We start from the raw sequence: 24,405 nt of genomic DNA on the forward strand, positions 1-24,405 counted from the left end.
TCCCGATGAAGCTTTCCGCCGACCTCGTTCCGGCGACGCTGCTGCGGCGCTACAAGCGCTTCCTTGCCGATGTCGAACTCGCCGATGGCAGCGTGATCACTGCCCATGTCGCCAATCCCGGCGCGATGATCGGCCTGCAGGCGGCCGGCGCGCGCGTCTGGCTGTCGAAGTCGCCGAGCAAGACCCGCAAGCTGCCTTTTTCATGGGAGCTGATCGAAGCCGATTTCGGCAATGGCCCGGAACTGGTCGGCGTCAATACAATGCACCCCAATGCCATTGTCGCCGAGGCGCTGGCCGCCAATGCGATCCCCGAACTCGCCGGCTACGACACCATCCGCCGTGAGGTGAAATACGGCGCTGCGTCGCGGGTGGACTTCCTGCTGGAACACCCGTCACGGCCGCCCTGCTATGTCGAGGTCAAAAACGTCCACATGATGCGCCAGCCAAGTTTGGCCGAATTCCCGGATTCCGTCACCGCGCGCGGCGCCCGCCATCTCGACGAACTGGCCGCCATGGTTGCCACAGGCGCCCGGGCCGTGATGCTGTTCGTGGTCCAGATCGGCTCGTCCACGGCTTTTGCGCTGGCGCGGGATATCGACCCGGCCTATGGCCGCGCCTTCGACAAGGCCCGCGCCGCAGGCGTCGAAGCCATCGCCTATACCTGCCGGATCGACCATGACGGCATCGTTCTGGCCGGCCGAGTGCCGATTCAGGCATGAATATGGCTGGGGTGGGGACCGAGCGATGAGGTCCTGGAGGGGCTGCTTTGGCTTGCGCTGACCGCCCCAGCCATTAAATTGGGGCTTCAAATCGCACATTCCCGTCGCATCCTGCCTGGCAAGATCACCTGATGAGCTACGTCGAAGCCTCCGAAACCTCCCAGCGCAAAACCGGTCAGATCAAGCTGCATGGTCCCGCCGCTTTTGCTGGCATGCGCAAGGCCGGCGCGCTGGTGTCGCAGTGTCTCGACGAGCTGACCGATCTGGTGAAGCCGGGTGTGCTGACCTCGGCGATCGACGACTTCGTGCGGGAATTCGCCTTCAGCCATGGCGCCTTTCCGGCCACGCTGATGTATCGCGGCTATCGCTATTCGACCTGCACATCGATCAATCACGTGGTCTGTCACGGCATGCCCGGCGACCGCGCGCTGAAGGAAGGCGACATCGTCAATGTCGACGTCACCTTCATCGTCGAGGGCTGGTATGGCGATTCCAGCCGTATGTATGGCGTCGGCGAACTCGCCCGCAAAGCGGAGCGTCTGGTCGAGGTCACTTATGAATCGCTGATGCGCGGCATCGCCGTGGTCAAGCCGGGCAATACCACCGGCGACATCGGCCATGCGATCCAGAGCTTCGTCGAACCGCAGCAGATGAGCGTGGTGCGTGACTTCTGCGGCCATGGCCTCGGCCGCATGTTCCATGACGAGCCGAACATCATCCATGTCGGCCGCCCCGGCGAAGGCGTGACCTTGCGCCCCGGCATGTTCTTCACCATCGAGCCGATGATCAATCTCGGCAAACCGCATGTGAAGGTTCTGTCCGACGGCTGGACCGCCGTGACCCGCGACCGGTCGCTGTCGGCGCAGTTCGAGCACACCGTCGGCGTGACGGCGACCGGCGTCGAGATTTTCACGCTGTCCAAGCGGCATAACGAACAGCCGCCGACGCCCGCCGCCTAAACTTCAAATCGCCGCAGCGCTACAGACACTTTCTGGTTGCAAATGTAGCCGGGCACGGCATGCTCGCGAATAGTGTCCATGCGAGCGTTGGCGCCACATGCCCGTCAGTCCCAGCGATCCAGCCACCCCGACGGGTCTTGCGGAAGCGCCGCATTATCATGGCCATCGGGAGCGACTGCGGGGACGCTTTCGGAGCGTCGGCGCCGATGCGCTGAGCGACTACGAGCTGCTGGAAATGGTGCTGTTCCGTGCGCTGCCGCGCCGGGATGTGAAGCCACTGGCGAAATCGCTGATCACGAAATTCGGCTCCTTCGCCGAGACCGTGCATGCCCCGGACATGCGGTTGCGCGAGATCGACGGCCTCGGCGAAGCCGCCATCACCGAGATCAAGCTGATCGCCGCCGCCACCAGCCGCGTCGCCAAGGGACAATTGAAGCAGCGCACCGTGCTGTCGTCATGGGCCACGGTGATCGACTATTGCCGAACGGCCATGGCCTTTGCTGATAAGGAGCAGTTCCGCATTCTGTTCCTCGACAAGCGCAACCAGTTGATCTCGGACGAGGTCCAGCAGGTCGGCACCGTCGATCACACACCGGTCTATCCGCGTGAGGTCGTGAAGCGCGCGCTCGAATTATCCGCGACGGCCATCATCATGGTGCACAATCATCCTTCCGGCGACCCGACACCGTCGCAGGCCGATGTGCAGATGACCAAGGCGGTGATCGATGTTGCCGCGCCGCTCGGCATCGCGGTGCATGATCACATCATCGTCGGCAAACATGGGCATGCGAGTTTGAAGGGGCTGAAGCTGATCTAAGGCCAATCAGAACACTTAGTTTTTGATGGTTTTGACGTATTCTTCTGCTGCTCGAATACCACTCTTTGCCTTGAGTGTTAAAGCAGTTGTCCGCGGCTTCCATTCGGACACCAGTTTTTCTGCGTTCTTGAGTTCTTGTTCGGACAACAGTGCAGCCATCTCATTCACATTTTTCGCGGGTGCCAGCTTCGAGAGTTTGAAATACGCATACGACAAAGACAGATCCTTTGGCGCTCCTTTTCCGGCGGAATACAAACGGGACAAACCAAAGAGGGCACCGGGATATCCCTGATCACCCGCCCTCTTCCACCACTTGAGCGCTTCTTCCGAATTTCCTCGCCTGTCATACAGATTGGCGACATCGTGCTGCGCAAGCGCGTAGCCGGCTTCGGCAGAAACAAGCTTGTATTTTAAAGCTTGATCCGTGTCAGACTCCACGATGCCTGCGCCTTGCCCGTCATAGTAACAACCAAGCTTGTAGGCTCCCAACGGGTCGTTCAACGCAGCCGATTTTTGAAACCACTCAAAGGCCTGCCTGCGATCCTGTTGAGTGCCGATGCCATTATTGTACATCATGCCCACGTGATATTGCGCCTCTGCATCTCCCTTGTTCGCCAATGCGACCATTGCATTAAAGGTATCTGCGTCATTTGCGTTGGCGGGCATTGAGAAGAATAAAAGGCACGAAAAAGCCAAGGCGAAAAATTTCATCTCACCCTCCAATCGGGTTTGAACCAATTCATCTTGGTAACGCGCAGCGGAAATAGGTTCGAAGAAGCTGATTTGAACCAGACGGATTGATGCGTAGCGCGCAATCCAGGCAACGACCTCTCCTCGTCGTCCCCGCAAAAGCGGGCGCGGAGCGACCGTCTACTGTCGCAGCAGGATGAGCGGGTCGGCGCTATCCGGCACGCGGCGCCACTGAGCGTTGTCGTCGGCTTCGAAATGCCAGATCTCACCGGATGATGACATCATCAGCAATTCGCCGCGTTCGAGGCGCCACTGTTTGGGATTGAAATTCGCCACCAGGGGTTCACAACGCGGCTTCAGGAAGACGGCGAAATTATCCTGGGTCGTTTCGGTATTGGTCAGCGTCAGACCGCAGACCACGCGGCCGCTGCCGCGTACCATCGACCAGTCGCCAATCATCTGGTCCATCGATTTGGTCAGCGAGCGGGCTGCAGCGAGATTCTGCAGGATATAGACGCCCTCGCCGGTACGAATGCCTTCAAAGATGCCGCTCTCGACCTCGGTGAAATCGATCACGGCTTCGCCCGTCGGATTCTGCAGCCGGACGATATCGAGCCCCTTGATGTTCCAGGCCGTGATATCCTTGGTGAAGGGCAACGCCTTCGCGCAATCCGGTTCGAGTTCGAGCTTCAGCCCCTGCGGCGACGTGTCGTTCTTCAGCGTCACCACGCAGGTCTTGCTGCGTTCGGTGGTGGAGAGCTCCCACTGCCCGATCATGTTTTTTCGAAGGGTGGCAGCGTCCTGCGCTCGCGCCAGTGCGCCGACGAGCATCGCGCCGGCAACTGCCAGCGCAAAATATCGACAGCGCCCCGACGCGAGTCTCACGATCAGCGTCCCTTTATCGGCGTTTCCGCAATCGGCGTCGTCGGCGCCTTGCCGGCGAACCAGAGTTTGAGGTTGTCGACCACAAGCTGATCCATCGCGTTGCGCGTCACCACCGACGCCGAGCCGACATGCGGCAACAGCACGACGTTCTGCATCGACTTCAGCTCGTCCGGCACTTTGGGCTCCTGCGCAAACACGTCGAGGCCCGCGGCCAGAATGGTGCCCGATTTGAGCGCCGCAATCAGTGCGGGCTCGTCGATCACCGAACCGCGTGCGATATTGATGATGATACCGCGCGGACCGAGCGCCTGCATGACTTCCGCATTGACCAGGTTGGCCGTCGACGGTCCGCCCGGTGTGATGACGATCAGCGTATCCACCGCCTTCGCCATCTCGATCAGGTTCGGATAGTGCTTGTGCGAGACGCCAGCGGCGGGGTTGCGCGAGTGATAGACCACCGGCACCAGCGAGGCGTCGAGACGACGCGCAATCGCCTGACCGATGCGGCCCATGCCGACCATGCCGACCTTGCGGTCGCGCAGCGAGCCGACCGTGAGCGGATAAGGCTGTGTCAGCCACAGGCCCGAACGGACATATTTATCCGCTTTGATGAATTCGCGGGCAGTGGCGATGAACAGGCCGAGCGCCGTATCGGCGACTTCCTCGGTCAGCACATCCGGCGTGTTGGTAACGAGGATATTGTTCTCGGCGGCATATTTCGCGTCAATGTGATCGTAGCCGACGCCGAACGAGGAGATGATCTCGACCTTGGGATATTTCGCCAGCACCGCGCTGTTGGTCGGCACCAGGCCCGTCACGGCGATGCCGCGGATTTTCTCGGCGACGCCCGCCGGCAGCCGTTCGAGATCGTGCTGGGTTTCATATTTATGCAATACGAACTGATCCGAGAAACCGTTATTGATCAGCGGCTTCGTCGGTCCGTAGATCAGCAGGTCGATTTTGTCCGAAGAGATTCCCGTCCCCATTATTTTTCCTTTCGCAGTGCACTCTCATGCCAGCGCCGCAACACAATGTGGGATACCAGCGCGAGCAGCATATAAATCACAATCCCCGCAACGGACAGCAACAATAACGCGGCGAACATTCGGGGAATATTGAGGCGATAGCTGGATTCCGAAATGCGATAGGCGAGGCCTGAACCAGCGCCCGCCGCACCTGCGGCGATTTCCGCTGCCACCGCGCCGATCAGCGACAATCCGCCCGCAATGCGCAATCCACCAAGTATGAATGGCAATGCCGCCGGAAGCTTCAGATAGCGCAGCACCTGCCAACGCGATGCGCGATAGAGCTGGAACAGACCGGCCAGATTGCGATCCACCGAATTGAGGCCCAGCGTCGTATTGGCCAGCACCGGGAAGAACGCGACGATCCAGGCGCAGACAACAACGGCCGTCTGCTGCGGCAGATAGATCAGCATCAGCGGCGCGATGGCGATGACGGGCGTCACCTGCAGCACGATGGCATAGGGCAGCAGCGAATATTCCAGCCATTTGGACTGGTTGAACAACAGCGCCAGCGCGATGCCACCGATGGCCGCGGCGATGAAGCCCTCCAGCGCTGTCAGCAATGTCACGCCGAGCGATTCAGACAGGACCGACCAGTCGGCGATCAGTGTCTGAAAGACGAGCACGGGACCTGGCAACAGGTAGGGCGGGATTTCGCCGATCCGGACGACGAGATCCCACAAAACGATTCCAGCGACAAACACGACCACCGGCCAGACGACGCGCTGCCATTGCATATCGCTGCCCGGCACGACCGAACCGCGATCGACTGTGGGCAGTGGCTCCAGCCCTTTCATGCTCGCGCCTTTGTCTCGTTGAATGCCGCATCACTGGCCGTCATCAGTGCTTGTGAAACATCGCGGCAGTAGCCGGCATAGGCCATCGAGGTGCGGAACGCGTCGTCGCGCGGTTCAGAGGATTCGATATGGCATTCGGCGCTGACGCGACCTGGCCGCGACGTCATCACCACAACGCGCTGCGACAGATAAACCGACTCGAACACCGAATGAGTGACGAAGATGACCGTCTTGCCGAGTTCGCGCCATAGCGCCAGCAGGTCGTTGTTGAGCCGGAAGCGCGTGATCTCGTCGAGCGCCGCAAAAGGCTCGTCCATCAGCAGGATATCCGGCTCGGTCACCAGCGCGCGGGCCAGCGACGCCCGCATCTTCATGCCACCCGATAATTCGCGCGGATAGGCTCCGGCGAAGTCCGCGAGACCGACCTGTGCGAGCACCTCATCCACTCGCGCCGTCGACTGCGCATCCGGCATATGTGCCAGCTTCAGAGGCAGCCGTACATTCTCCCGAATCGTGCTCCATGGCATCAGCGTCGGCTCCTGGAACACGAAGCCAATAGCGTGACCGCTGCTGCGTGCGGCCACATCCAAAGTGCCCGCTGACGGCGCGATCAGGCCTGCTATCAGACGTAATGCAGTAGATTTTCCGCAGCCGGACGAGCCCAACAGCGAGACGAACTCGCCCTTGCGAATATCGAGATCAAGAGGCCCCAGCGCCACGGTGCCGTTGTCATAGACCTTCGTGACACCGCGCAGGCGCACAGCGGTGGGTGCATCGCTCGACGACAACGCAGGTTCGACCATCTGCCGGGCTACTTCTTCGGCCGGAGATCGAGACCGACACCCTTGTTGATGAACTGCAGTGTATAGGCCTTGCGATAGTCGATATCGCGCTTGACCACGCCTGCGCGTGACATCTTGTCGAAGAAGCTGGCAACACGCGCTTCGCTCATGGCACCGATGCCGTCTTTCAGCGTGTCACCTGAGTCGACGATACCGTATTCCTTCATCTTGGCGATGGAATAGGCCAGCAGGTCATCGGTCATTTCCGGGTTGAGCTTCTTGATGACCTCATTGGCGGCTTTGTTGTCACCATAGAGATAGTTGTACCAGCCAATCATCGAGGCATCGACGAAACGCTGGACAAGGTCCGGCTTCTTGTCGACCCATTCGCGGCGCGTTTCGATCAATGTCGAATAGCCATCGAACCCGTAATCCGCGAGCAGCATCACGGTTGGCTTGAAATTGGCCTGCTTCTCGACCACGAACGGCTCGGATGTGACATAGCCCTGCATCGCGCTATTCTTGTCGACGATGAAAGGCTGCGCATTATAGGTGTAAGGCTTGACCTTGGACGCGCTGAAGCCAAGCTCGGATCGCATCCATTGGAAATAGCCGGCGACGCCCTCCTTCGAGATCAGCAGCGTCATCGGCTTGAGATCTTCGAGCTTGGTCACCTTGGGATTGGGATGCGCCAGAAAAACCTGCGGGTCCTTCTGGAAGATCGCGGCGACAGCGACCACCGGCACATTATTGGCGACGGCATCGAAGGACTGCAGCGTGTTGGCGCTCATGAAGAAGTCGAGCTTGCCCGAGATCAACAGGATGCGATTGTTCACGTTCGGCCCGCCCGGCACGATGGTGACGTCGAGCCCGTAATTCTTGTAGGTACCATCCGCGACCGCTTGGAAGAAGCCGCCATGTTCAGCCTCGGCCACCCAGTTGGTGCCGAAACTGACCTTGTCGAGCCTGGTTTCCGCTGTGGCGGGCGACTGCGCGGCCATCACGGCCAGTGCGCCAATGGTTAACGCGCGCAGCAGGGATATCGGGCTCATATTGGACTCCGTCGACCGTTATGGCCCATGATAGGAAGCAATCTGCTGCCAGACTACCCTGCAAAATTGACCAAAGAAACGCACCTCGATGACTGCCAACATGCCGCCCCGCGACTGGACTGCCATTCACTGGCCCGACATCGCCCAGAGCGATCCGGCCTCCTGGATTGCAGTGCTGCCGCTCGCCGCGACCGAGCAGCACGGACCGCATCTGCCTCTCGGCACGGACATCATGATTGCGGAGGCTTATCTTGCAGAGGTCCAGCGCCTGCTGCCCGCCGATATTCCGGCGACGTTCCTGCCGCTTCAACCTGTGGGCATTTCAACCGAGCACCTCGCCTTTCCCGGTACGCTGACTCTGCCGACCGAGATCGCATTGCAGACCTGGACTGCGATCGGCGAAAGCGTCGCGCGCGCTGGTGTTCAGAAACTCGTGATCGTGACCAGTCACGGCGGCAACAGCGCAGCGATGACGCTCGCGGCGCAGGACTTGCGCGCCGAATACGGCATGCTGGTCGCCACCACCGGATGGAATCGGTTCGGTGCGCCGGATGGCCTGTTCACCGACGAAGAATTGCGTCACGGGATTCATGGCGGCGCCGTGGAAACATCGATCATGCTGGCGCGCTATCCGCAGCATGTGCGCAACGACAAGATCGCAAACTTCGCATCGTCGGCGATTGCAATGGAGAAGAATTATCGCTGGCTGTCCGCAAGCCGGCCCGCGCCATTCGCGTGGCAGGCCGAAGATCTGCATCCCAGCGGCGCTATTGGCGACGCCACGCAGGCATCAGCCGACAAGGGCGAGAAACTGCTGGCACATGGCTCAAAAGCGTTCTGCGAACTACTCGCGGACATGCATCGCTTCGACGTGACAGCGTTTGATCGCGAACCGGATGCCGACGCGTGAGATGTGGTTAACCGTGGATTGCGCGATTCACACGACGACATATTCCGCGCGGATGACGACACGATTCTGAAACCAAAAGAATTTGCCTGAAACCAAATAGTTCGACCTGGTCTCGAACCCGATCCGTTTGGGCTCCGACTGATTGGCATGCAGGCCACGATGGCTGCACTTCAACAGGATGGAGTTATCCCATGTCGATCAAGTCCAAGATTGCTGCTTTCGCACTCGTTGCTCTCACCGCTGCCGGCACCGTGGCATCGTCCCAGCAGGCTCAGGCCAAGGGCCCGGGCATCGGCTTCGGCATCGCTGCCGGTGTAGTCGGCGCCGCAGTCGTCGGCAGCGCCATTGCCGCCAATAACGGCTACTACGGTTACGGATATCGCTGCGGTTGGGTCCGCCAGTATGACGGCTACGGCAACTATGTCGGCCGCGTCCGGACCTGCAACTACTAATCTCTTGATCGACTGACGTGGATTTGCGTCCGACACGGGCGCCTCATCCACCCCGTGTCGCACCAGACCCGCTCGGTTGCCCCCCCGAGCGGGTCATTTTTTTGCGCTCGCCAAATGCCTTTCGAGCCGTGCCGGCCAGCTGCTGTTATCCAACCGTCATGATCGGCTGCCACTGAAACATGCTTCTCCAGTTGCTTCTTGCTATTGCGAATTAGTTGCAATTATAGTCAGGGAGTCGACAGGTTGCTCGTTCTGTTTCGTTTTGTCTCATGACGACCCTCGATACCCCCAACGTTATGGGCGAATCGACTATTTTTGTGGAATATCAAACGGTTCGTCGCATGATCAGCGGCGACCTAGAGTGAGAAATGACGGCCGCATGAAGTACCCCGACCGATCGCGAGTATTGTCGTGAAGCGCGTTTTGGCCGGTTTTGCGCTGGGCGCATTGGCGTTCGATGGCTCTGCGATCGCGGCCGATATTTCGCCCGGCATGGCGCTGAAAGCGCCCCGCCTGGTTTACGACTGGACCGGGTTTTATCTCGGCGGTCACATCGGCTATGGCGGCGGCAGCTTTGGTCCCGGCAGCAATCCGCTGCCCGCGCAGGGCGTTTTCCTGCCGCCTTCGCCGACCGGCCTGATCGGCGGCTACCAGATCGGCTACAACAGGCAGCTCAGCAACAACGTCGTGCTGGGCTTCGAGGCCGACGCCACGTTCAGCAGTCCGCAGGACGCAGCGCGGTTGATGCCAGCGCCTTTCCATACGACCTTCGACTATTTTGCGACCGCACGTGGCCGCATCGGCTACGCCTTCGGCGCGTTGATGCCTTACTTCACCGGTGGCGTGGCGTGGGGACGCACCAAGCTCAATCTCAATGATGCCGACGGCGACCTCATATCATCAGCGACCCGCACCCGTTTCGGCTGGACCGCCGGCGCGGGCGTCGAATTTGCCGTTGGCGGCAACTGGACCGCGAAGGCCGAATACGCCTATCTCGATTTGATGCGGCAGACCTTTGACCTCGGCAATGCCGGGCTGCCGAATGTGAGCGTTGATCCGAATATTCACACCGTCAAAGTCGGCTTGAATTATCGGCTGTGGGACACGCCGCCGTGGTTGCCGTCAGCTCCCATCACCGGCAAGATTGTGCTGCCGGAATCGACAGACTGGAACGTTCACGCCCAAACCACCTTCATCGCGTCCGCCTATCCGCGGATTCGCTCGCCCTATGAAGGCACCAACAGCCTTCCTGGCGGCGGCCAAGGGCGCGAGACCTTTACGACGACGGCGTTCCTCGGCTGGCGACTGTGGCAGGGCGGTGAGCTCTATCTCAATCCCGAGCTGGCGCAGGGCTTCGGCCTCAACTCCACGCTCGGCCTCGCAGGCTTCCCCAATGGCGAGGCGCAAAAGGGCGGCGCGCCGTTTCCGCGCTTCCGCATGCAGCGCTATTACTTCCGCCAGACGCTAGGCCTCGGCGGCGAGCAGGAAGACGTCCCCGACGCCGCCAATCAATTGGCAGGCAAGCGCGATATCGACCGCATCACGCTCACGGTCGGACGCTTCGCGGTGGGTGATTTCTTCGATGGCAATTCCTACGCCAAGGATCCGCGCGCCGACTTCATGAACTGGGCAATGTGGTCATCGGCCGCTTACGACTTTCCAGCCGACCTGCCGGGCTTCACCCGCGGCGCCATCGTTGAACTGAACCGCAAGGACTGGGCGATCCGAGCCGGCCTGTTTCAGGTGCCGGCGCAGCCTAACAACGACGTCCTGACGTTCAAGACTGGCGGCGCGGTCGTCGAATTCGAGGAGCGTCACCAGATCTTCGACCAGCCCGGCAAGTTGCGCGTCGGTGCCTTCATCAATCGCGGCAATACCGGCAGCTATCGCGGCGCGCTGGCGATCGAGGCCAATGATCCCACGCTGGATATCAACGACGTGATGTCCTCGATCCGCCGCGCCAGCGATAAATACGGCTTCTACGTCAACGGTGAGCAGCAGGTTGCCACTGACGTCGGCATCTTCGGCCGCGTCAGCTGGAACGACGGCCAGAACGAGATCCTGTCCTTCACCGATATCGACCGCAGCGTCTCTGCCGGCGTCTCGATCAAGGGCAGCCATTGGGGCCGCGCCAATGACACGATCGGCCTTGGTGGCGCGATCAACGGCCTGTCCGCGGCGCATCGCGACTTCCTCGCCGCTGGCGGCAACGGATTGCTGATCGGCGACGGACGGCTAAATTACGGCACCGAGCGCATTCTCGAAACCTATTACGCCTATGCCATCGACAAGAACTTCACCCTCACGGCCGACTACCAGCTGATTGCGAACCCCGCCTACAACAAGGATCGCGGACCGGTCTCGATCTTCTCAGGCCGACTGCACGGCGAGTTCTGACGACACATCCTGCGCCGTTTGTAGCCGGATGAGCGCAGCGATATCCGGGATCGCCACACGCACGGTCCCGGATATCGCTGCGCTCATCCGGGCTACGATATCTAGGCCGAACGTTCCAGAGCTGCTGGCAGGAACGAGCCCGCTTGCGCCATCTCCCATGCATCGCGAAAGCGCTTGTCGCCGGTGCCATCGACCAGCTCGTTGTGGCGCAGTGCCGGATACATCCGCGCGAAAGACAGGACGTCGGTACTGGAGGCGCGATGCGAGAAATGGATCGGACGAATATCCTGCGGATGAGCGAGCCCGGCTGCCGCGATCAGCTCAGCCAGCGCATGCAACGTCGCCTCGTGATAGTTGTAAACGCGATCGGTCTTCTGCGGCACAGCGAGGGCGCGATTGCGCGTGGGGTCCTGCGTCGTGACGCCGGTCGGGCAACGATCGGTGTGGCAGCTCAGTGACTGGATGCAACCCAGTGCGAACATGAAGCCGCGCGCCGAATTACACCAGTCGGCGCCCAGCGCCATCGCGCGGGCGATATCGAAGGCCGTCGCGATCTTGCCGGAGGCGCCAATCTTGATGCGGTCACGCGCGCCGATGCCGATCAGCGCATTGTGCACGAAGTTGACGCCCTCGCGCATCGGCATGCCCAGATGATCCATGAACTCCAGCGGCGCCGCGCCCGTGCCGCCTTCATTGCCATCGATCACGATGAAATCCGGATAGATGCCGGTTTGCAGCATCGCCTTGCAGATCGCGAGGAATTCCCAGGGATGACCGATGCACAGCTTGAAGCCGGCAGGCTTACCGCCGGACAGACGGCGCATCTTGTCGATGAACTCCATCATCTCGATCGGTGTTGAAAACGCCTTGTGATAGGCTGGCGAGATACAATCCTCACCCATGGCGACGCCGCGGATACGCGAGATCTCTTCCGACACTTTTGCCGCCGGCAACACGCCGCCGTGGCCCGGCTTTGCGCCCTGGCTGATCTTGAGCTCGACCATCTTGATCTGATCGTTGACGGCAAGCTTCGCGAAGGCGTCGGGATCGAAGTTGCCATCACGCGTGCGGCAACCAAAATAGCCGGAGCCGACCTCCCAGATCAGGTCGCCGCCGTTCTCCTGATGATACGGACTGACGCCGCCTTCTCCAGTGTCATGCGCGAATTCACCACGCTTGGCGCCAGCATTCAGCGCGCGGATCGCATTGGGGCTGAGTGCACCAAAGCTCATAGCCGAGATGTTCAGTACAGAGGCCGAATAGGGCTTGAGGCAATCCGGGCCGCCGATGGTGATGCGGAACTGCTCAGTCGCATGCGGCCGCGGCGCGACCGAATGGTGCATCCACTCATAGCCCTCTTCGTAGACGTTCTTCTGGGTGCCGAAGGGACGTTTGTCGAGCACCATCTTGGCACGCTGATAGACCACCGCGCGCGTGTCGCGGCTGAACGGCATGCCGTCCTTTTCGCTCTCGAAGAAATACTGCCGCATCTCCGGACGGATTTCTTCGAGCAGGAAGCGGATATGCGCCGAGATCGGATAGTTGCGCAGAACCGCATGGTCCTTCTGCAGCACGTCGTGAATGCCGAGCACGGTCAGGCCGCCGAAGACGATGACCGGGATGACAACGAGAGGGATGACTTTCGGGTCGTGAATGCCGATGCCGACCAGCAGCAAGGTTGCGACGCCGCAAATCGTCAAAACGATGAAGCGCGGCGAGAGGGGAAGCATCAACGTTTCCATAAAAATCCTGCCTGACATGAATGGCGCTAGCGTTACACAGACCCGATGACGCAAACATCACAAGCGCGTTGCCGCAGAGCATCGCGCCAGAGTGCCCAATCTATCGCGCCACGCTCAATGAATCGTTGCAAAAAGCGAGGGCCCCCAGACGACAAAACCCGCGCCGGAGCGCGGGTTTTGCAGTGCAGTGAATTTTGATGGTCTCGGGCTGCCTTAGCGCTCGACGAACGCCTTCTCGATCACGAAGTGGCCCGGCTTCGAGCCGCTGCCTTCGATGAAATCGCGCTCTTCGAACATGATCTTGAGATCTTCGAGCATGCTCGGGCTGCCGCACAGCATGATGCGGTCGGTCTCGATCGAAAGCGGGCCCTGGCCGATGTCGTTGAACAGCTGCGACGACGCGATCAGGTCCGTGATCCGGCCGCGGTTGCGGAACGGCTCGCGGGTGACCGTCGGGTAATAGGTGAACTTGTCCTTCATCAGTTCGCCGAACAGCTCGTCCTCGGCCAGCTTGGCGACCAGGCGCTCGCCATAAGCGAGTTCGGAAACCTGACGGCAGCCATGCACGAGCACCACATGCTCGTAGCGCTCATAGACGTCGGGGTCCTTGATCAGGCTGGCGAACGGCGCGAGGCCGGTGCCGGTGGAGAGCATCAGCAGGCGCTTGCCGGGCAAAAGATTGTCGGTGATCAGCGTGCCGACGGCCTTGCGGCCGACCAGGATGGTGTCGCCTTCCTTGATCTTCTGCAGGCGCGAGGTCAGCGGACCATCCGGCACCTTGATGCTGAAGAATTCCAGCTCTTCCTCGTGGTTCGCGCTGGCCATCGAATAGGCGCGCAGCAGCGGCTTGCCATCGATTTCCAGGCCGATCATGGCGAACTGGCCGTTCTGGAAGCGGAACGAGGTGTCGCGGGTGGCTTTGAAGCTGAAAAGTGTATCGGTCCAATGCTGGACGGAAAGAACTTTCTCTCTGTGAAAGGCGCTCATGAGATCTGATTTTCCAGTGCGGGCTTTTTTAGAACAAGTCCATTGTTTGCCGCGTCACGATGCCGAGAAACCATTGCGGCTATTGGCTAATTTTGGTTCTCGCAGCTGCGAATGACAATTAGTCAAAGTAGCCATGAAGTGCAATTGCGGACTGAGGGAGGAGGTCGATTAATTTCCAAAGCAGGTTACCCATGCAGCAACGCCCATCAGGCCGCGACATTAAATTACCCGATATGGGAGGTTTCGTTCAGTTTCTTGCCGGACGCCGTTAATGGTATCCGGCTGGATCACCCGATCCCGATCCGGTAGTTTCCGGCCACCTCGTTAAAGTCGTCGCAGGCGGCTTTTCGTTCAATCGTCGGCCTGGTCCTTGATGACATCCCTTCGCGACATCCGGGGCGGAAAGCCCCCATCCTATCCCGACCAGTCGATCTATGCCGAATACGCTTGCCGCCAGTTCGGGCTGGATTTCGCCGACGTCGATGGCGGAACGGGCCTGATCTTCACCGTCGGCCACAACGGCAGGAGCGCATCCTTCGGCGCCGGACGCGGCTCGTTCTTTCCGCAGAACAACGCCACGGCTGCGACGCTGGCGAATGACAAGTATTTCGCCAATGTGCTGATGGAGCGCACCGGCGTCCCGACTTTGGGCGGGAAATACTTCTTCCTGCATGAGCGTTATCGCGCCCATCGCCCGCCCGGCCACGAACATGCCGACGCCGTCTGGCATTTCGCCGAACTCGGCGACCGGGCCTTCATCAAACCGCTGATGGGATCGCGCGGCGACTTTGCGGAGATCGTCACCGGCGGCGACGCGCTCATGGCCTATCTCAGGCAGGTCGCGCAGTATTATGACGCGATCCTGATGCAGCGCATCTATTCCGGCCAGGAATATCGCGTGTTCATCCTCGACGACGAGATCGTGTATTGCGCGCAGAAGACGTCGCCCTTTGTGACCGGCGACGGCAAGGCGACGCTCAGGCAATTGATCGCCGCGGAGACGTCCGCGCTGGACCGCCACGGGATTTCGTCGGCCGCCACAGGTCCCGACGATACCTCCCTCGATCGCGTGCTGCCATATGGCGAGCGGCGCGCGATTCCCGGCCGGATGAATCGCAGCGCAGGCGGCAGCATGAGCTTTGCGGCGCCGGGCAACGAGACTGTCGCCTTTGCGATGGCGCTACAGGCCGCCAAGGCGCTCGGCCTGCGCGCTGGCGCGGTCGACCTGTTTACGGATATCGACGGAGATGCTGCGGCCTTGCGCGTAATCGAGGTCAATGCCAATCCCTCGATCCGCTTTCTCGAAGACAGCGGCCGCGAGGATCTGATCCTGCGCATCTGGCGGCATACATTTACGGCGATCGGCCTGCTCGATGTTTAACCTGCCCAAATATGGCGACGGCCTATGCCTCGCCCGGCTGGCGATGCTGCTCAACGCGCTGTCGATCGACCGTGTCAGGCTGCGCAAACATTCCGTCGTCGTCACCGGCTCCAACGGCAAGGGCTCGACCGCGGCATTCTGCGCCAGTATCGGACGCGCTTTCGGCCTGCGGACGGGCTTGTTCACGTCACCACATCTCTATCGCTTCAATGAGCGCTTCCAGATTGACGGCGTCCCCGTCGATGACGAATTGCTCGAAGCCCTCGTCCTGCGTGTCGCCACTGCCATCGCAGATCTCAAGCAGCACACGCTGCATGAGACCTTCGGTGCCTTCGAGGCGCAGTTCGCGCTGGCCTGCCTGTATTTCCAGGAGACCGAATGCGAATTCGCCGTGTTCGAGGCCGGCATCGGCGGACGTTACGATCCGGTTCGGCTGGTCGGCGCCGACATCACCTGCGTCACCTCGGTCGATCTCGAACACGTCAACCTGCTCGGCAACTCGCTGGAGCTGATCGCCTGCGACAAGAGCGATGCCTGCATTTCGGGCGGCACCGTCGTCTATGGTGAGAACTGCCTGCCCATGCGCGGCAATCTCGCCGAGTACAATCGCAACCGCAACGTCACCGGCCTGCATATCGGCGACGAGATCACGATCAGTAACGTCTTTGCATCAGCCAAGGCCCAGGCCTTCAACTGCAGGCTCGGCGCATTCGACCTGCGCGCGCTCGAACTCATGCTGGCCGGCGAGTTCCAGCTCAACAACGCTGCCATTGCGGCTGCGCTGTTCATTCTCTGGATGCAGCGCATGCATCCCGATGCGACCACCAGCGCCATTGATCTCGCGGTCCGGACCGGGCTGCGCGATACCAGATGGCCAGGACGGCTTGAGATCGTTCAGCGCGATCCCCTGACCGTCATCGATGTCGGCCATACGCCTGATGGCGTAGCACAGGCCCTGAAGAGCCTTCGCGCCATCCATGGCGATGACAACTGGTTGCTGGTGCTCGGCGTCTCCGGCGACAAGAATGTCGATGATATCGCCAAGCATCTCGCGCCCGTCTTCGATACGATCGTGTGCACCCGCGCCTATCACAAGGGTGCAGACGCGCGCGTGGTCGGCGCTGCAGCGCGCAAGGCTCATCCGGCGGCGCGCATTCATGTGGCCAATGCCATGGAAGACGCGGTGCGCCTCAGCCAGCAACTGGGTCGCGCCGTGCCGCGCAAGATCTATGTGGCGGGCGGACTGTTCGCGGCGATCGAATACGCAACGGTGCTGCGCGGCGGCAAGGCGCAGGATCTGGTGTTTTTCTGAGATCTCACGTTCGTCATTCCGGGGCGTGGCCGGCACTCGCCGGACGCGAACCCGGAATCTCGACATGGGAGTCTCCCGACAGCGCCAAACATGTCGAGATTCCGGGTTCGCGTGCAGCTAGCGCTGCCCGCGCCCCGGAATGACAGTTTGCGGTCAATTCGTCCCACCCGCTGAATCGTCCAGCACCTTGAAGCTCTCTTCCAACTGCGGCGAGATCGAAACGCCCATGCGCTCGCCGGTCGGCAGGCGTGCGACGAACCATTTGTTATAGAGCGGGATCAGATCACGATTGGAGCCGAGCCGCCGAAACGCACGTTCGACGACAGCCGCAAGCTGCGGCTCGCCCTTACGAAACATGATGCCGTAGGGATCATAGGACAGGTAATCGCCGACCACGCGGAACTTGTCCTGCGACTTGTGCCGCGCGATCAAGCCCGACAGCAGGATATCGTCGGTCGCGAAGGCATCGGCCTTGCCGTCGACCAGCATCTGGTAGCTCTGCTCATGATCGGGCGAGACCACGATGTCGAGGCCGAGATTGAACTTTTTGTCGACCGCATGCATCGCCTGTTCGTTGGTGGTGCCTTTGGTGACGACAATGGTCTTACCCTTGAAGTCAGTCGGTGCAGTACCCGCCGTGGTTTTCGGCACCATCAGCTTGGTGCCGGCGACGAACATCAGCGGCGAGAACGCAACCTGCTTGCGCCGTTCGGCATTGGCCGTGGTCGAACCGCATTCGAGATTGATCTTGCCGTCGACCACGGCGGGAATGCGATCGTCCGACGTTACTTTTACATATTCGATCTTGAGCTGGGGATCGTCGACCTCGATGCCGATATCCTCGACGATGGCCTCGCAGAGTTCGAGACTGTAGCCGATCGGCCGGCCCGCCTGATCGAGGAACGAGAATGGCGGCGAGCTCTCGCGGTAGCCGAGTTTGACCACATGTGCCTTCTTGATCGCCGCCAGCGTGGGGCTAAGCCCTTCCGCGGGCGCTTGCGCCTGCGCAGTCGTCGCCAGCAGCAAAGCTGCCAGAAGCCCGGTGATCGAACCGGTCAGATAGTAGCGCATCACGCACCTCAACCATGTCCGAGGGCGGGGATTTCTCCGGGGATCATGTCGCCAGGCACCACATCGTCGGGACCGAGCTCATGTTCGGGCGCGAGTTCGCCCTCCCATTTCGCGACCACGGCCGTGGCCAGCGAATTGCCGATCACATTGGTGGCGCTGCGGCCCATATCGAGGAAGGTGTCGATACCCATGATCATCAACAGGCCCGCTTCGGGAATGTTGAACTGGCTGAGCGTCGACGCGATCACCACCAGCGAGGCACGCGGCACGCCGGCCACGCCCTTCGAGGTGATCATCAGCGTTGCCAGCATCGCGAGCTGCGTGCCGAGCGACATCTCGATGTGATAGGTCTGCGCGATGAAGATACTGGCGAAGGTGCAGTACATCATCGTGCCGTCGAGATTGAACGAATAGCCAAGCGGCAGCACGAAGCTGGAGATGCGCGACGAGGCCCCGAAGCGGTTAAGACCTTCCAGCGTCTTCGGATAGGCAGCTTCCGAACTTGCCGTGGAAAACGCAATCATCAAGGGTTCGCGGATCAACCGCAGCAGATGGCTGTAGCGCGGCCCGATGACGATGAAGCCGACCACCACGAGGATACCCCACAGAATCGCCAGCGACAGATAGAAGCCGCCCATGAAGACGATCAGCTTCCACAACACGCCCAAGCCATTCTTGGACACCGTCGCCATGATCGCCGCCCACACCGCGAGCGGCGCGAACAGCATCACATAGCCGGTAACCTTCAGCATGATGTGACCGAGGTCATCGATCAGTTGCAGCATCGGCTTGGAGCGTTCCGGCATGGCGCCCATCGCAACTGCGAAGAACACTGCAAAGATGACAATCTGCAGGATCTCGTTCTGCGCCATCGCGTCCGCGATGGAGGTCGGGATCAGATGGGTGAGGAATTTTTCAATGGAGAAAGCCGACACCGGCAGGCCCGTCGATTGCCCCGCAGCTGGCAGCGTTCCCGGGAAATTCGCGCCGGGCTGCAACAGGTTGACCATCACGAGGCCGAGCAGCAGCGAGATGAAGGAGGCGCTGACGAACCAGCCCATGGTCTTGGCAAAGATGCGGCCGAGCTTGGAGCCCGAGCCCATATGGGCGATGCCGCCGACCAGCGTGGCGAAGACCAGGGGCGCGATGATCATCTTGATCAGGCGCAGGAACAACATGGCGATCAGATTGACGTCGGCCGCGATCTCGACGCGGCTATCGGGTAAATAGTTGAAAACCAGCGAGCCCATCACGATGCCCAGCGCCATCGCGATCAGAATGTATTGCGTAAACCTGTTCGACATACCGTCCCCCGTTACACATTCCCAACTGCGACAGTCTGTCATATTGATCAGAGCGCGCAACAAGCTTCGTCAGCCGCATACCGTTTCGGTATCATCAGGCGGCAGATAGCCGTTGTGGAATGCCGCGCTGCCGCATAGCGTCATCGCCAACTACAAAAACTGTGCAGTCTGATTGTTTTGTACGCGGCGACTGCAACAAGTTTCGACACAGGAAGAAACAGGGAGACAACGGCCATGACCGACACCGTCAATCATCAGGTGCTGCTCGTCGAAAAGCCCACAGGAAAATTGGGGCCCGAGCATTTCAAACTATCAAAGGGCCAGATTCCCGAGCCGAAAGATGGCGAAGCGCTGCTGCGCGTGCGTTACATCTCGCTCGACGCTGCCAATCGCGCATGGATGCATGGCGCGACCTATCGCGCTGCGGTCGAGGCCAATACGGTGATGGCGGGCGGCGGCATTGCCGAAGTCGTGTCGTCGAAGTCGCCTGCGCTGAAGCCGGGTGACATCGTGTTCGGCGACACCGGCTGGCAGAATTACGCGGCGGTGCCAGCCAAGCATCTCAACAAGATGCCATCAATGGAGCCGATGACGCATCTGCTCAGCGTCTATGGCATCGCCGGACTGACAGCCTATTTCGGCCTGCTGGACGTCGGCAAGCCCAAGGCAGGCGAGACCGTCGTCGTCTCGGCGGCGGCCGGCTCGGTCGGCTCCATCGTCGGCCAGATCGCCAAGATCAAGGGCTGCCGGGTGATCGGCATCGCCGGCGGCAAGGACAAATGCGACTGGCTAACCAAAGAACTCGGCTTCGATGCCGCGGTGGACTACAAGGACGGCGCGGTGTTCAAGGCGCTGAAGGCGGCAGCGCCGGGTGGCATCGACGTCTATTTCGACAATGTCGGCGGCGACATTCTCGAGGCTTGTCTCGCACAAATGAATCTCAACGGCCGCATCGCCTGCTGCGGCGCCATCTCGCAATATGACGGCGCGCCCTCGGCGACCGGCCCACGCGGCGTCCCCGGTCTGATCGTGGTGAAACGCCTGATCATGCAGGGCTTCATCGTGATGGACTATATGAACCAGCGCGAAAAGGCTTTGACCGATCTGCAGTCCTGGGTCGCCGCGGGCAAGCTCAAGGTCCAGGAAGACGTTATCGACGGGCTGGAGAACACGCCGCAGGCCCTGATCGGTCTGCTGGCCGGTGAGAACCGGGGCAAGCGGATGGTGAAGGTGTAGGGAGATCGTGTAGCGGGGCTTCTCTCTTATCCCTCCCCCTTGCGGGGAGGGTGGCCGGCCGCTTGGCCGGTCGGGTGGGGGCGCCACAAGTGGCGCTCTCACGTGGGGCACCCCACCCCGGCCTCCAATTCGTCGATGCTCCGCATCGCCTCGTTCGGCCGACCCTCCCCGCCTAGCGAAGCTTCGCTTCGCGCGGGGGGAGGGATTCCTCTGACGCCTGCCCGTCATCGCGGATGTGAATGTCAAACAGCCACTGCCCTTCAGACATGCGTCATCGCCCCCATTTTTTGCGGCGCGGGGGCGCCGTCGTCTTTTGCATTCCCGCCCCCCTTGTGAGAGGGCGTGCGGAACGCCGGGTGCCCGTTGCACCCTTGGGCCTGATGCGAATGCGGTCTTCCGCAGGTTAGTGTGCATCAGGACTTTCGGAGGCGCCGAGCGATTGCCCGGCGTTCCGCATGCGGTGTTTTTTCGGTTGCTTGCACTTTGCCTCGACGAACGCTCCGATCGCGAATTAAAGTCCCAAGGCGATGGGAAGGGAGCCTCAAGCGAGTAAGCCGAACGCGTTTTGACTTGGTCGTCCGTCACACTGTCCAGGGGTCTGTCCATCCCAGGGTCGGTCGTCTCCTTGCCAGTGGCAGTGCTGGCGCAGATCCGTCCTGCCCGAAGACAGACGTCCCCCGTGAACCGCGTAACGCCGCATCTCCGGCGTCCACCGCATCCTGCCCCGCGAACGTGACGATCGCGATCGCCCCTCTCGGTGGGGCAGGGCGAATGGGAATATAAACCAGACGGGGATACTGTCAACGGGAGATAGGAAAAAATGTTTGGGTGCGCCAAACTGTCATTCCCCGGCAAACTAATTGGTTTGCCTGAGGGCGCGAGGAGACACCGAAGGCGGCGTATCGCGAACCTCAGCCACTCCAATTGGAGTGGCGGGGTTCGCGCTCTGTCAGCTTCGCCGGCGACGAGCCATGCAGATTGCGACGCGCGCCCACGCCGCGACGTCCTATCCACCCGCCCCCCGCTTTTGTATGACCTAGCACTCACTCCCTCCAGCCCATCGATATCTCGCAAGAAGGAAAATCCATGACTGATGCGGCGACTGACGCGGCCTATGCTGAACTCGAAGCCGCCGGCTGGAGCATCATGGACGATGACGGGTTCATCCATTTCGTCGGCCCGATGTGGCACCGGGTCGTCGATGGCATCAATGAATTCGCCATTCTCGGCCAGGACAAGCACCGCAACCGCCGCGGCGTGGTTCAGGGCGGGGCGGTGATGACGCTGGCCGACCGGAGCTGCGGCATGGCAGCGCGCGAGGCCGCGGGGGTCGAGGCGCTCGCCACCGTCCAGATGGATACTTATTTCGTCGATGCCGCGCGGATCGGCGACCTGATGATCTCCCGGCCCAAGGTCGTGCGTGCCACCAAGAGCCTGATCTTCATGAGCACCGAGGTCAGTGTGAACGATCACGTGGTCGCCACGGCACATGGTGTGTTCAAGACGGTCCGCGACCGCACCGATGCCGGGCGCAAGAACGACTGACCTGACGGCCGCCGCGGATTTTCGTCATCTTCACGGATTTTTTTTCGCACGCGGCGGAACGAAAGCGCGATCAGCTCGCTTAGCAAAGACATGCGAACCAAAACAGTTTTTACGCGACCTATATTCGTATTCGATTGATCACGTTTAGACTGACCGATGCTTTCGACCCGAACCATCCCGGCCCTGTGGCCCATGGAACCGGCGATCAAGGTTCAAATCCCATGGCCCAAGACGCTGCCGTAAACGACGCCGCCCTCCCCGCCACCGTCCTGGTCGTCGAGGACGATGTACTGCTGCGCATGTTTGCGGTCGAAATGATCGAGGACGCCGGTTTCCGGGTGATCGAGGCGCCGGATGCAGACGCTGCGATCCGCGTGCTCGAAGCGAGCAACGATATCCGCATCATCTTTACCGATATCGACATGCCCGGCTCGATGAACGGGCTCAAGCTCGCCCATGCGGTCGCCAATCGCTGGCCGCCCATTCGCATCATCGCAACATCAGGCCACTTCAGGATAGGCGAACGCGACCTGCCCGATGGCGGCCGCTTCATTGCCAAACCCTATCGCCAGCACCAGATCATCGGCGCCCTCACCGAATTCGCCAATCCCCGCAGCGCATTCCGCGGCTGATAAGCCCCGTTCGCACTTGCGCTCACGCTTGACGCCTCCACACCGCCCGGTCACCCTCGGTTGCTAGATACCAGCTATCGGCGGGGGCACGTGATGTGGGCATCACTCAAGAACTTTCTCGATAGTTCCATGTTTGCACCGCACGGCATTTGTCTGCTGTGGGACCCCGGCCTGATCTGGCTTCATGTCGGCTCGGATGCGCTGATCGCCGCGGCCTATTTCTCGATCCCCGTCGTACTCACGATCTTCGTCTGGAAGCGCCGCGATGTGGAGTTCGGCTGGATCTTCTGGGCCTTCGCACTCTTCATCATGGCCTGCGGCCTGACCCATGTGATGTCGATCTACACGCTGTGGGTTCCGGCCTATGGCGCCGAAGGAATCCTCAAGGCGATCACCGCCATCGCTTCGGTCGTCACCGCAGCGATTCTCTGGCCACTGCTACCGCGGCTACTGGCGATCCCCTCGCCTGCGCAATTGCGCGAAACCGAACTGGCGCTGATCGAGGAGGGCCGGCACCGGCGCGAAGCCGAGGACATGCTGCGCCATACGCAGAAGATGGAAGCGATCGGCCATCTCACCGGCGGTGTCGCCCATGACTTCAACAATCTGCTGACCATCATCATCGGCAATCTCGAAATCGCCGAGCACAGCATCTCGACCTGGACGGAATCGTCGCGCGATCGCCTCAGGCGCGTCATTGCCAGCGCGGCCGGCGGCGCGCAGCGCGCCGTGGTGCTGACCCAGCGCCTGCTCGCCTTCGCACGCAAGCAGCCGCTCGACCCGAAGACCATCAATGTCAACGGATTGCTCCACGGCATGTCGGACTTCTTCCAGCGCACGTTGAGCGAGAATATCGATCTCGAAATCGTCGGCGGCGCCGGGCTGTGGCAGGTCGAGGTCGATCCGAGCCAGATGGAAGCCGCCATCCTCAATCTTGTGGTCAATGCACGCGACGCCATGGCCGGCCAAGACCATCTGAAGATCGGCAAGCTGACGATCGAAACCAGCAACGCTTTCATCGACGAGATCTACGCCCTGCAGCATTCCGATGTCGTCATCGGGCAGTATGTCCTGATCTCGGTAACGGATACCGGACCGGGCATGCCCAAGGACGTGCAGGAGCGCGCCTTCGACCCGTTCTTCACCACCAAGGAGCCCGGACAGGGCACCGGCCTCGGCCTGAGCCAGGTCTACGGCTTCGTCAAGCAATCCGGCGGCCATGTGAAGATCTATAGCGAGGTCGGCGAAGGCACGACCATCAAGGTCTATCTGCCGCGCAGTAGGCAGCATACGGAGCAAGCAAGCGAGATCGAGAGGCGCATCGTCGGCAGCAAGGGCAACGAGACTGTGATGATCGTGGAGGACGATCCGGATGTGCGGTCCTACCTGGTCGAGACGCTGGAAGGTCTCAACTATCAGGTCCGCGAGGCCGGCAATGCCGACGCAGCGCTGGCCGATTTTGCCGCTGACCCCGAACCGTTCGACCTGCTGCTGACCGATATCGTGATGCCCGGCATGAACGGGCGACTGCTGGCCGACGAGATGCAAAAGCGGCAGCCCAAGCTGAAAGTGCTTTTCATGACAGGCTATTCGCGCAACGCCATCGTGCATCAGGGCCGGCTCGACCCCGGCGTCTCCTTGCTGCAGAAGCCCATTACACAAGCAGCCCTCGGCAACAAGGTGCGCGAGATGCTCGACAAGAGATAGCGA

Annotated in this window: 22 protein-coding genes; 12 read left to right on the forward strand and 10 right to left on the reverse strand. The window is 60.9% G+C overall.

What is annotated here, in order from left to right:
- The first annotated feature begins 5 nt into the window (after positions 1-5).
- The 3 genes from sfsA to radC all read left to right on the forward strand — a co-directional run bounded on the left by sfsA (position 6) and on the right by radC (position 2,495).
- Positions 6-719 carry a DNA/RNA nuclease SfsA gene (gene sfsA, locus AB7951_RS25175; RefSeq protein WP_120288216.1) on the forward strand — a complete coding sequence of 238 codons (714 nt, stop codon included), beginning with the start codon at positions 6-8 and terminating at the stop codon, positions 717-719.
- 131 nt (positions 720-850) lie between these two features.
- On the forward strand, positions 851-1,678 hold the full coding sequence (gene map / locus AB7951_RS25180; protein ID WP_120288215.1) for a type I methionyl aminopeptidase: 828 nt from the start codon (positions 851-853) through the stop codon (positions 1,676-1,678).
- Between the two features lie 97 nt (positions 1,679-1,775).
- Entirely contained in the window at positions 1,776-2,495 is a 720-nt protein-coding gene (gene radC / locus AB7951_RS25185) for a RadC family protein (RefSeq protein ID WP_120288214.1), read from the forward strand.
- A gap of 15 nt (positions 2,496-2,510) precedes the next feature.
- Here the strand turns inward: radC and AB7951_RS25190 are convergent, their stop codons facing one another.
- The 6 genes from AB7951_RS25190 to AB7951_RS25215 all read right to left on the reverse strand — a co-directional run bounded on the left by AB7951_RS25190 (position 2,511) and on the right by AB7951_RS25215 (position 7,726).
- On the reverse strand, positions 2,511-3,206 hold the full coding sequence (locus AB7951_RS25190; protein ID WP_120288213.1) for a tetratricopeptide repeat protein: 696 nt from the start codon (positions 3,204-3,206) through the stop codon (positions 2,511-2,513).
- A 159-nt stretch (positions 3,207-3,365) separates the two neighbouring features.
- On the reverse strand, positions 3,366-4,016 hold the full coding sequence (locus tag AB7951_RS25195) for a protease inhibitor Inh/omp19 family protein (RefSeq protein WP_120288212.1): 651 nt from the start codon (positions 4,014-4,016) through the stop codon (positions 3,366-3,368).
- A 56-nt stretch (positions 4,017-4,072) separates the two neighbouring features.
- Positions 4,073-5,056: a 2-hydroxyacid dehydrogenase gene (locus tag AB7951_RS25200; RefSeq protein ID WP_089266316.1), complete on the reverse strand. Its 984-nt coding sequence runs from the start codon at positions 5,054-5,056 to the stop codon at positions 4,073-4,075.
- On the reverse strand, positions 5,056-5,832 hold the full coding sequence (locus AB7951_RS25205; protein WP_120289081.1) for an ABC transporter permease subunit: 777 nt from the start codon (positions 5,830-5,832) through the stop codon (positions 5,056-5,058). The genes AB7951_RS25200 and AB7951_RS25205 overlap by 1 nt, the downstream gene beginning before the upstream one ends.
- Positions 5,833-5,888: 56 nt before the next feature.
- Entirely contained in the window at positions 5,889-6,695 is an 807-nt protein-coding gene (locus AB7951_RS25210; RefSeq protein WP_120288211.1) for an ABC transporter ATP-binding protein, read from the reverse strand.
- Between the two features lie 8 nt (positions 6,696-6,703).
- Positions 6,704-7,726 carry an ABC transporter substrate-binding protein gene (locus AB7951_RS25215; protein ID WP_120288210.1) on the reverse strand — a complete coding sequence of 341 codons (1,023 nt, stop codon included), beginning with the start codon at positions 7,724-7,726 and terminating at the stop codon, positions 6,704-6,706.
- A gap of 88 nt (positions 7,727-7,814) precedes the next feature.
- Between AB7951_RS25215 and AB7951_RS25220 the strand changes: the two genes are divergently transcribed.
- The 3 genes from AB7951_RS25220 to AB7951_RS25230 all read left to right on the forward strand — a co-directional run bounded on the left by AB7951_RS25220 (position 7,815) and on the right by AB7951_RS25230 (position 11,485).
- Positions 7,815-8,636 (forward strand): creatininase family protein, encoded by an 822-nt coding sequence (locus AB7951_RS25220; RefSeq protein ID WP_120288209.1) that lies wholly within the window; start codon positions 7,815-7,817, stop codon positions 8,634-8,636.
- 191 nt (positions 8,637-8,827) lie between these two features.
- Positions 8,828-9,088, forward strand: coding sequence for a hypothetical protein (locus AB7951_RS25225; RefSeq protein WP_089266312.1), 261 nt, complete (start codon positions 8,828-8,830; stop codon positions 9,086-9,088).
- A gap of 411 nt (positions 9,089-9,499) precedes the next feature.
- On the forward strand, positions 9,500-11,485 hold the full coding sequence (locus AB7951_RS25230; protein ID WP_439062084.1) for a carbohydrate porin: 1,986 nt from the start codon (positions 9,500-9,502) through the stop codon (positions 11,483-11,485).
- Between the two features lie 101 nt (positions 11,486-11,586).
- Here AB7951_RS25230 and AB7951_RS25235 read toward each other — a convergent pair whose 3' ends face one another.
- Positions 11,587-13,227, reverse strand: a complete 1,641-nt coding sequence (locus AB7951_RS25235; RefSeq protein WP_120288207.1) for an FMN-binding glutamate synthase family protein — start codon at positions 13,225-13,227, stop codon at positions 11,587-11,589.
- A 213-nt stretch (positions 13,228-13,440) separates the two neighbouring features.
- On the reverse strand, positions 13,441-14,214 hold the full coding sequence (locus AB7951_RS25240; protein ID WP_093759912.1) for a ferredoxin--NADP reductase: 774 nt from the start codon (positions 14,212-14,214) through the stop codon (positions 13,441-13,443).
- Positions 14,215-14,587: 373 nt separating this feature from the next.
- On the opposite strand from AB7951_RS25240, the gene AB7951_RS25245 reads away from it, so the two are divergent.
- Both AB7951_RS25245 and AB7951_RS25250 read left to right on the forward strand, forming a co-directional pair.
- Entirely contained in the window at positions 14,588-15,595 is a 1,008-nt protein-coding gene (locus tag AB7951_RS25245) for a hypothetical protein (RefSeq protein ID WP_120288206.1), read from the forward strand.
- Complete coding sequence (locus AB7951_RS25250; protein WP_120288205.1) at positions 15,588-16,907, forward strand: glutamate ligase domain-containing protein; 1,320 nt, start codon at positions 15,588-15,590, stop codon at positions 16,905-16,907. Before AB7951_RS25245 ends, AB7951_RS25250 begins: the two co-directional genes overlap by 8 nt.
- 153 nt (positions 16,908-17,060) lie before the next feature.
- Here AB7951_RS25250 and AB7951_RS25255 read toward each other — a convergent pair whose 3' ends face one another.
- Together AB7951_RS25255 and AB7951_RS25260 are read right to left on the reverse strand one after the other, a co-directional pair.
- A complete protein-coding gene (locus AB7951_RS25255; RefSeq protein ID WP_120288204.1) occupies positions 17,061-17,978 on the reverse strand; it encodes an amino acid ABC transporter substrate-binding protein in 918 nt (305 codons plus the stop codon).
- Positions 17,979-17,986: 8 nt separating this feature from the next.
- Entirely contained in the window at positions 17,987-19,282 is a 1,296-nt protein-coding gene (locus AB7951_RS25260; RefSeq protein WP_120288203.1) for a dicarboxylate/amino acid:cation symporter, read from the reverse strand.
- A gap of 234 nt (positions 19,283-19,516) precedes the next feature.
- On the opposite strand from AB7951_RS25260, the gene AB7951_RS25265 reads away from it, so the two are divergent.
- From AB7951_RS25265 to AB7951_RS25280, 4 genes are all read left to right on the forward strand, one after another.
- On the forward strand, positions 19,517-20,518 hold the full coding sequence (locus tag AB7951_RS25265; protein WP_120288202.1) for an NADP-dependent oxidoreductase: 1,002 nt from the start codon (positions 19,517-19,519) through the stop codon (positions 20,516-20,518).
- A 1,086-nt stretch (positions 20,519-21,604) separates the two neighbouring features.
- Positions 21,605-22,063, forward strand: a complete 459-nt coding sequence (locus AB7951_RS25270; protein ID WP_089266877.1) for a PaaI family thioesterase — start codon at positions 21,605-21,607, stop codon at positions 22,061-22,063.
- Positions 22,064-22,284: 221 nt separating this feature from the next.
- The gene (locus AB7951_RS25275; RefSeq protein WP_120288201.1) at positions 22,285-22,695 is read left to right on the forward strand and encodes a response regulator; all 411 of its coding nucleotides are present in this window, start codon (positions 22,285-22,287) and stop codon (positions 22,693-22,695) included.
- Positions 22,696-22,824: 129 nt separating this feature from the next.
- Positions 22,825-24,402, forward strand: coding sequence for an ATP-binding protein (locus tag AB7951_RS25280; RefSeq protein WP_439062082.1), 1,578 nt, complete (start codon positions 22,825-22,827; stop codon positions 24,400-24,402).
- The last annotated feature ends 3 nt before the right edge of the window (positions 24,403-24,405 follow it).

The sequence above is a fragment of the Tardiphaga sp. 285_C5_N1_2 genome, assembly GCF_052076065.1.
GTDB lineage: Bacteria > Pseudomonadota > Alphaproteobacteria > Rhizobiales > Xanthobacteraceae > Tardiphaga > Tardiphaga robiniae.

What these genes read in the sequence shown, in the direction of transcription:
- sfsA (WP_120288216.1), top strand. Translation starts at nt 6, where the DNA reads ATGAAGCTTTCCGCCGACCTCGTTCCGGCGACGCTGCTGCGGCGCTAC.
- map (WP_120288215.1), top strand. Translation starts at nt 851, where the DNA reads ATGAGCTACGTCGAAGCCTCCGAAACCTCCCAGCGCAAAACCGGTCAG.
- radC (WP_120288214.1), top strand. Translation starts at nt 1,776, where the DNA reads ATGCCCGTCAGTCCCAGCGATCCAGCCACCCCGACGGGTCTTGCGGAA.
- AB7951_RS25190 (WP_120288213.1), bottom strand. Translation starts at nt 3,206, where the DNA reads ATGAAATTTTTCGCCTTGGCTTTTTCGTGCCTTTTATTCTTCTCAATG.
- AB7951_RS25195 (WP_120288212.1), bottom strand. Translation starts at nt 4,016, where the DNA reads ATGCTCGTCGGCGCACTGGCGCGAGCGCAGGACGCTGCCACCCTTCGA.
- AB7951_RS25200 (WP_089266316.1), bottom strand. Translation starts at nt 5,056, where the DNA reads ATGGGGACGGGAATCTCTTCGGACAAAATCGACCTGCTGATCTACGGA.
- AB7951_RS25205 (WP_120289081.1), bottom strand. Translation starts at nt 5,832, where the DNA reads ATGCAATGGCAGCGCGTCGTCTGGCCGGTGGTCGTGTTTGTCGCTGGA.
- AB7951_RS25210 (WP_120288211.1), bottom strand. Translation starts at nt 6,695, where the DNA reads ATGGTCGAACCTGCGTTGTCGTCGAGCGATGCACCCACCGCTGTGCGC.
- AB7951_RS25215 (WP_120288210.1), bottom strand. Translation starts at nt 7,726, where the DNA reads ATGAGCCCGATATCCCTGCTGCGCGCGTTAACCATTGGCGCACTGGCC.
- AB7951_RS25220 (WP_120288209.1), top strand. Translation starts at nt 7,815, where the DNA reads ATGACTGCCAACATGCCGCCCCGCGACTGGACTGCCATTCACTGGCCC.
- AB7951_RS25225 (WP_089266312.1), top strand. Translation starts at nt 8,828, where the DNA reads ATGTCGATCAAGTCCAAGATTGCTGCTTTCGCACTCGTTGCTCTCACC.
- AB7951_RS25235 (WP_120288207.1), bottom strand. Translation starts at nt 13,227, where the DNA reads ATGGAAACGTTGATGCTTCCCCTCTCGCCGCGCTTCATCGTTTTGACG.
- AB7951_RS25240 (WP_093759912.1), bottom strand. Translation starts at nt 14,214, where the DNA reads ATGAGCGCCTTTCACAGAGAGAAAGTTCTTTCCGTCCAGCATTGGACC.
- AB7951_RS25245 (WP_120288206.1), top strand. Translation starts at nt 14,588, where the DNA reads ATGACATCCCTTCGCGACATCCGGGGCGGAAAGCCCCCATCCTATCCC.
- AB7951_RS25250 (WP_120288205.1), top strand. Translation starts at nt 15,588, where the DNA reads ATGTTTAACCTGCCCAAATATGGCGACGGCCTATGCCTCGCCCGGCTG.
- AB7951_RS25255 (WP_120288204.1), bottom strand. Translation starts at nt 17,978, where the DNA reads ATGCGCTACTATCTGACCGGTTCGATCACCGGGCTTCTGGCAGCTTTG.
- AB7951_RS25260 (WP_120288203.1), bottom strand. Translation starts at nt 19,282, where the DNA reads ATGTCGAACAGGTTTACGCAATACATTCTGATCGCGATGGCGCTGGGC.
- AB7951_RS25265 (WP_120288202.1), top strand. Translation starts at nt 19,517, where the DNA reads ATGACCGACACCGTCAATCATCAGGTGCTGCTCGTCGAAAAGCCCACA.
- AB7951_RS25270 (WP_089266877.1), top strand. Translation starts at nt 21,605, where the DNA reads ATGACTGATGCGGCGACTGACGCGGCCTATGCTGAACTCGAAGCCGCC.
- AB7951_RS25275 (WP_120288201.1), top strand. Translation starts at nt 22,285, where the DNA reads ATGGCCCAAGACGCTGCCGTAAACGACGCCGCCCTCCCCGCCACCGTC.
- AB7951_RS25280 (WP_439062082.1), top strand. Translation starts at nt 22,825, where the DNA reads ATGTTTGCACCGCACGGCATTTGTCTGCTGTGGGACCCCGGCCTGATC.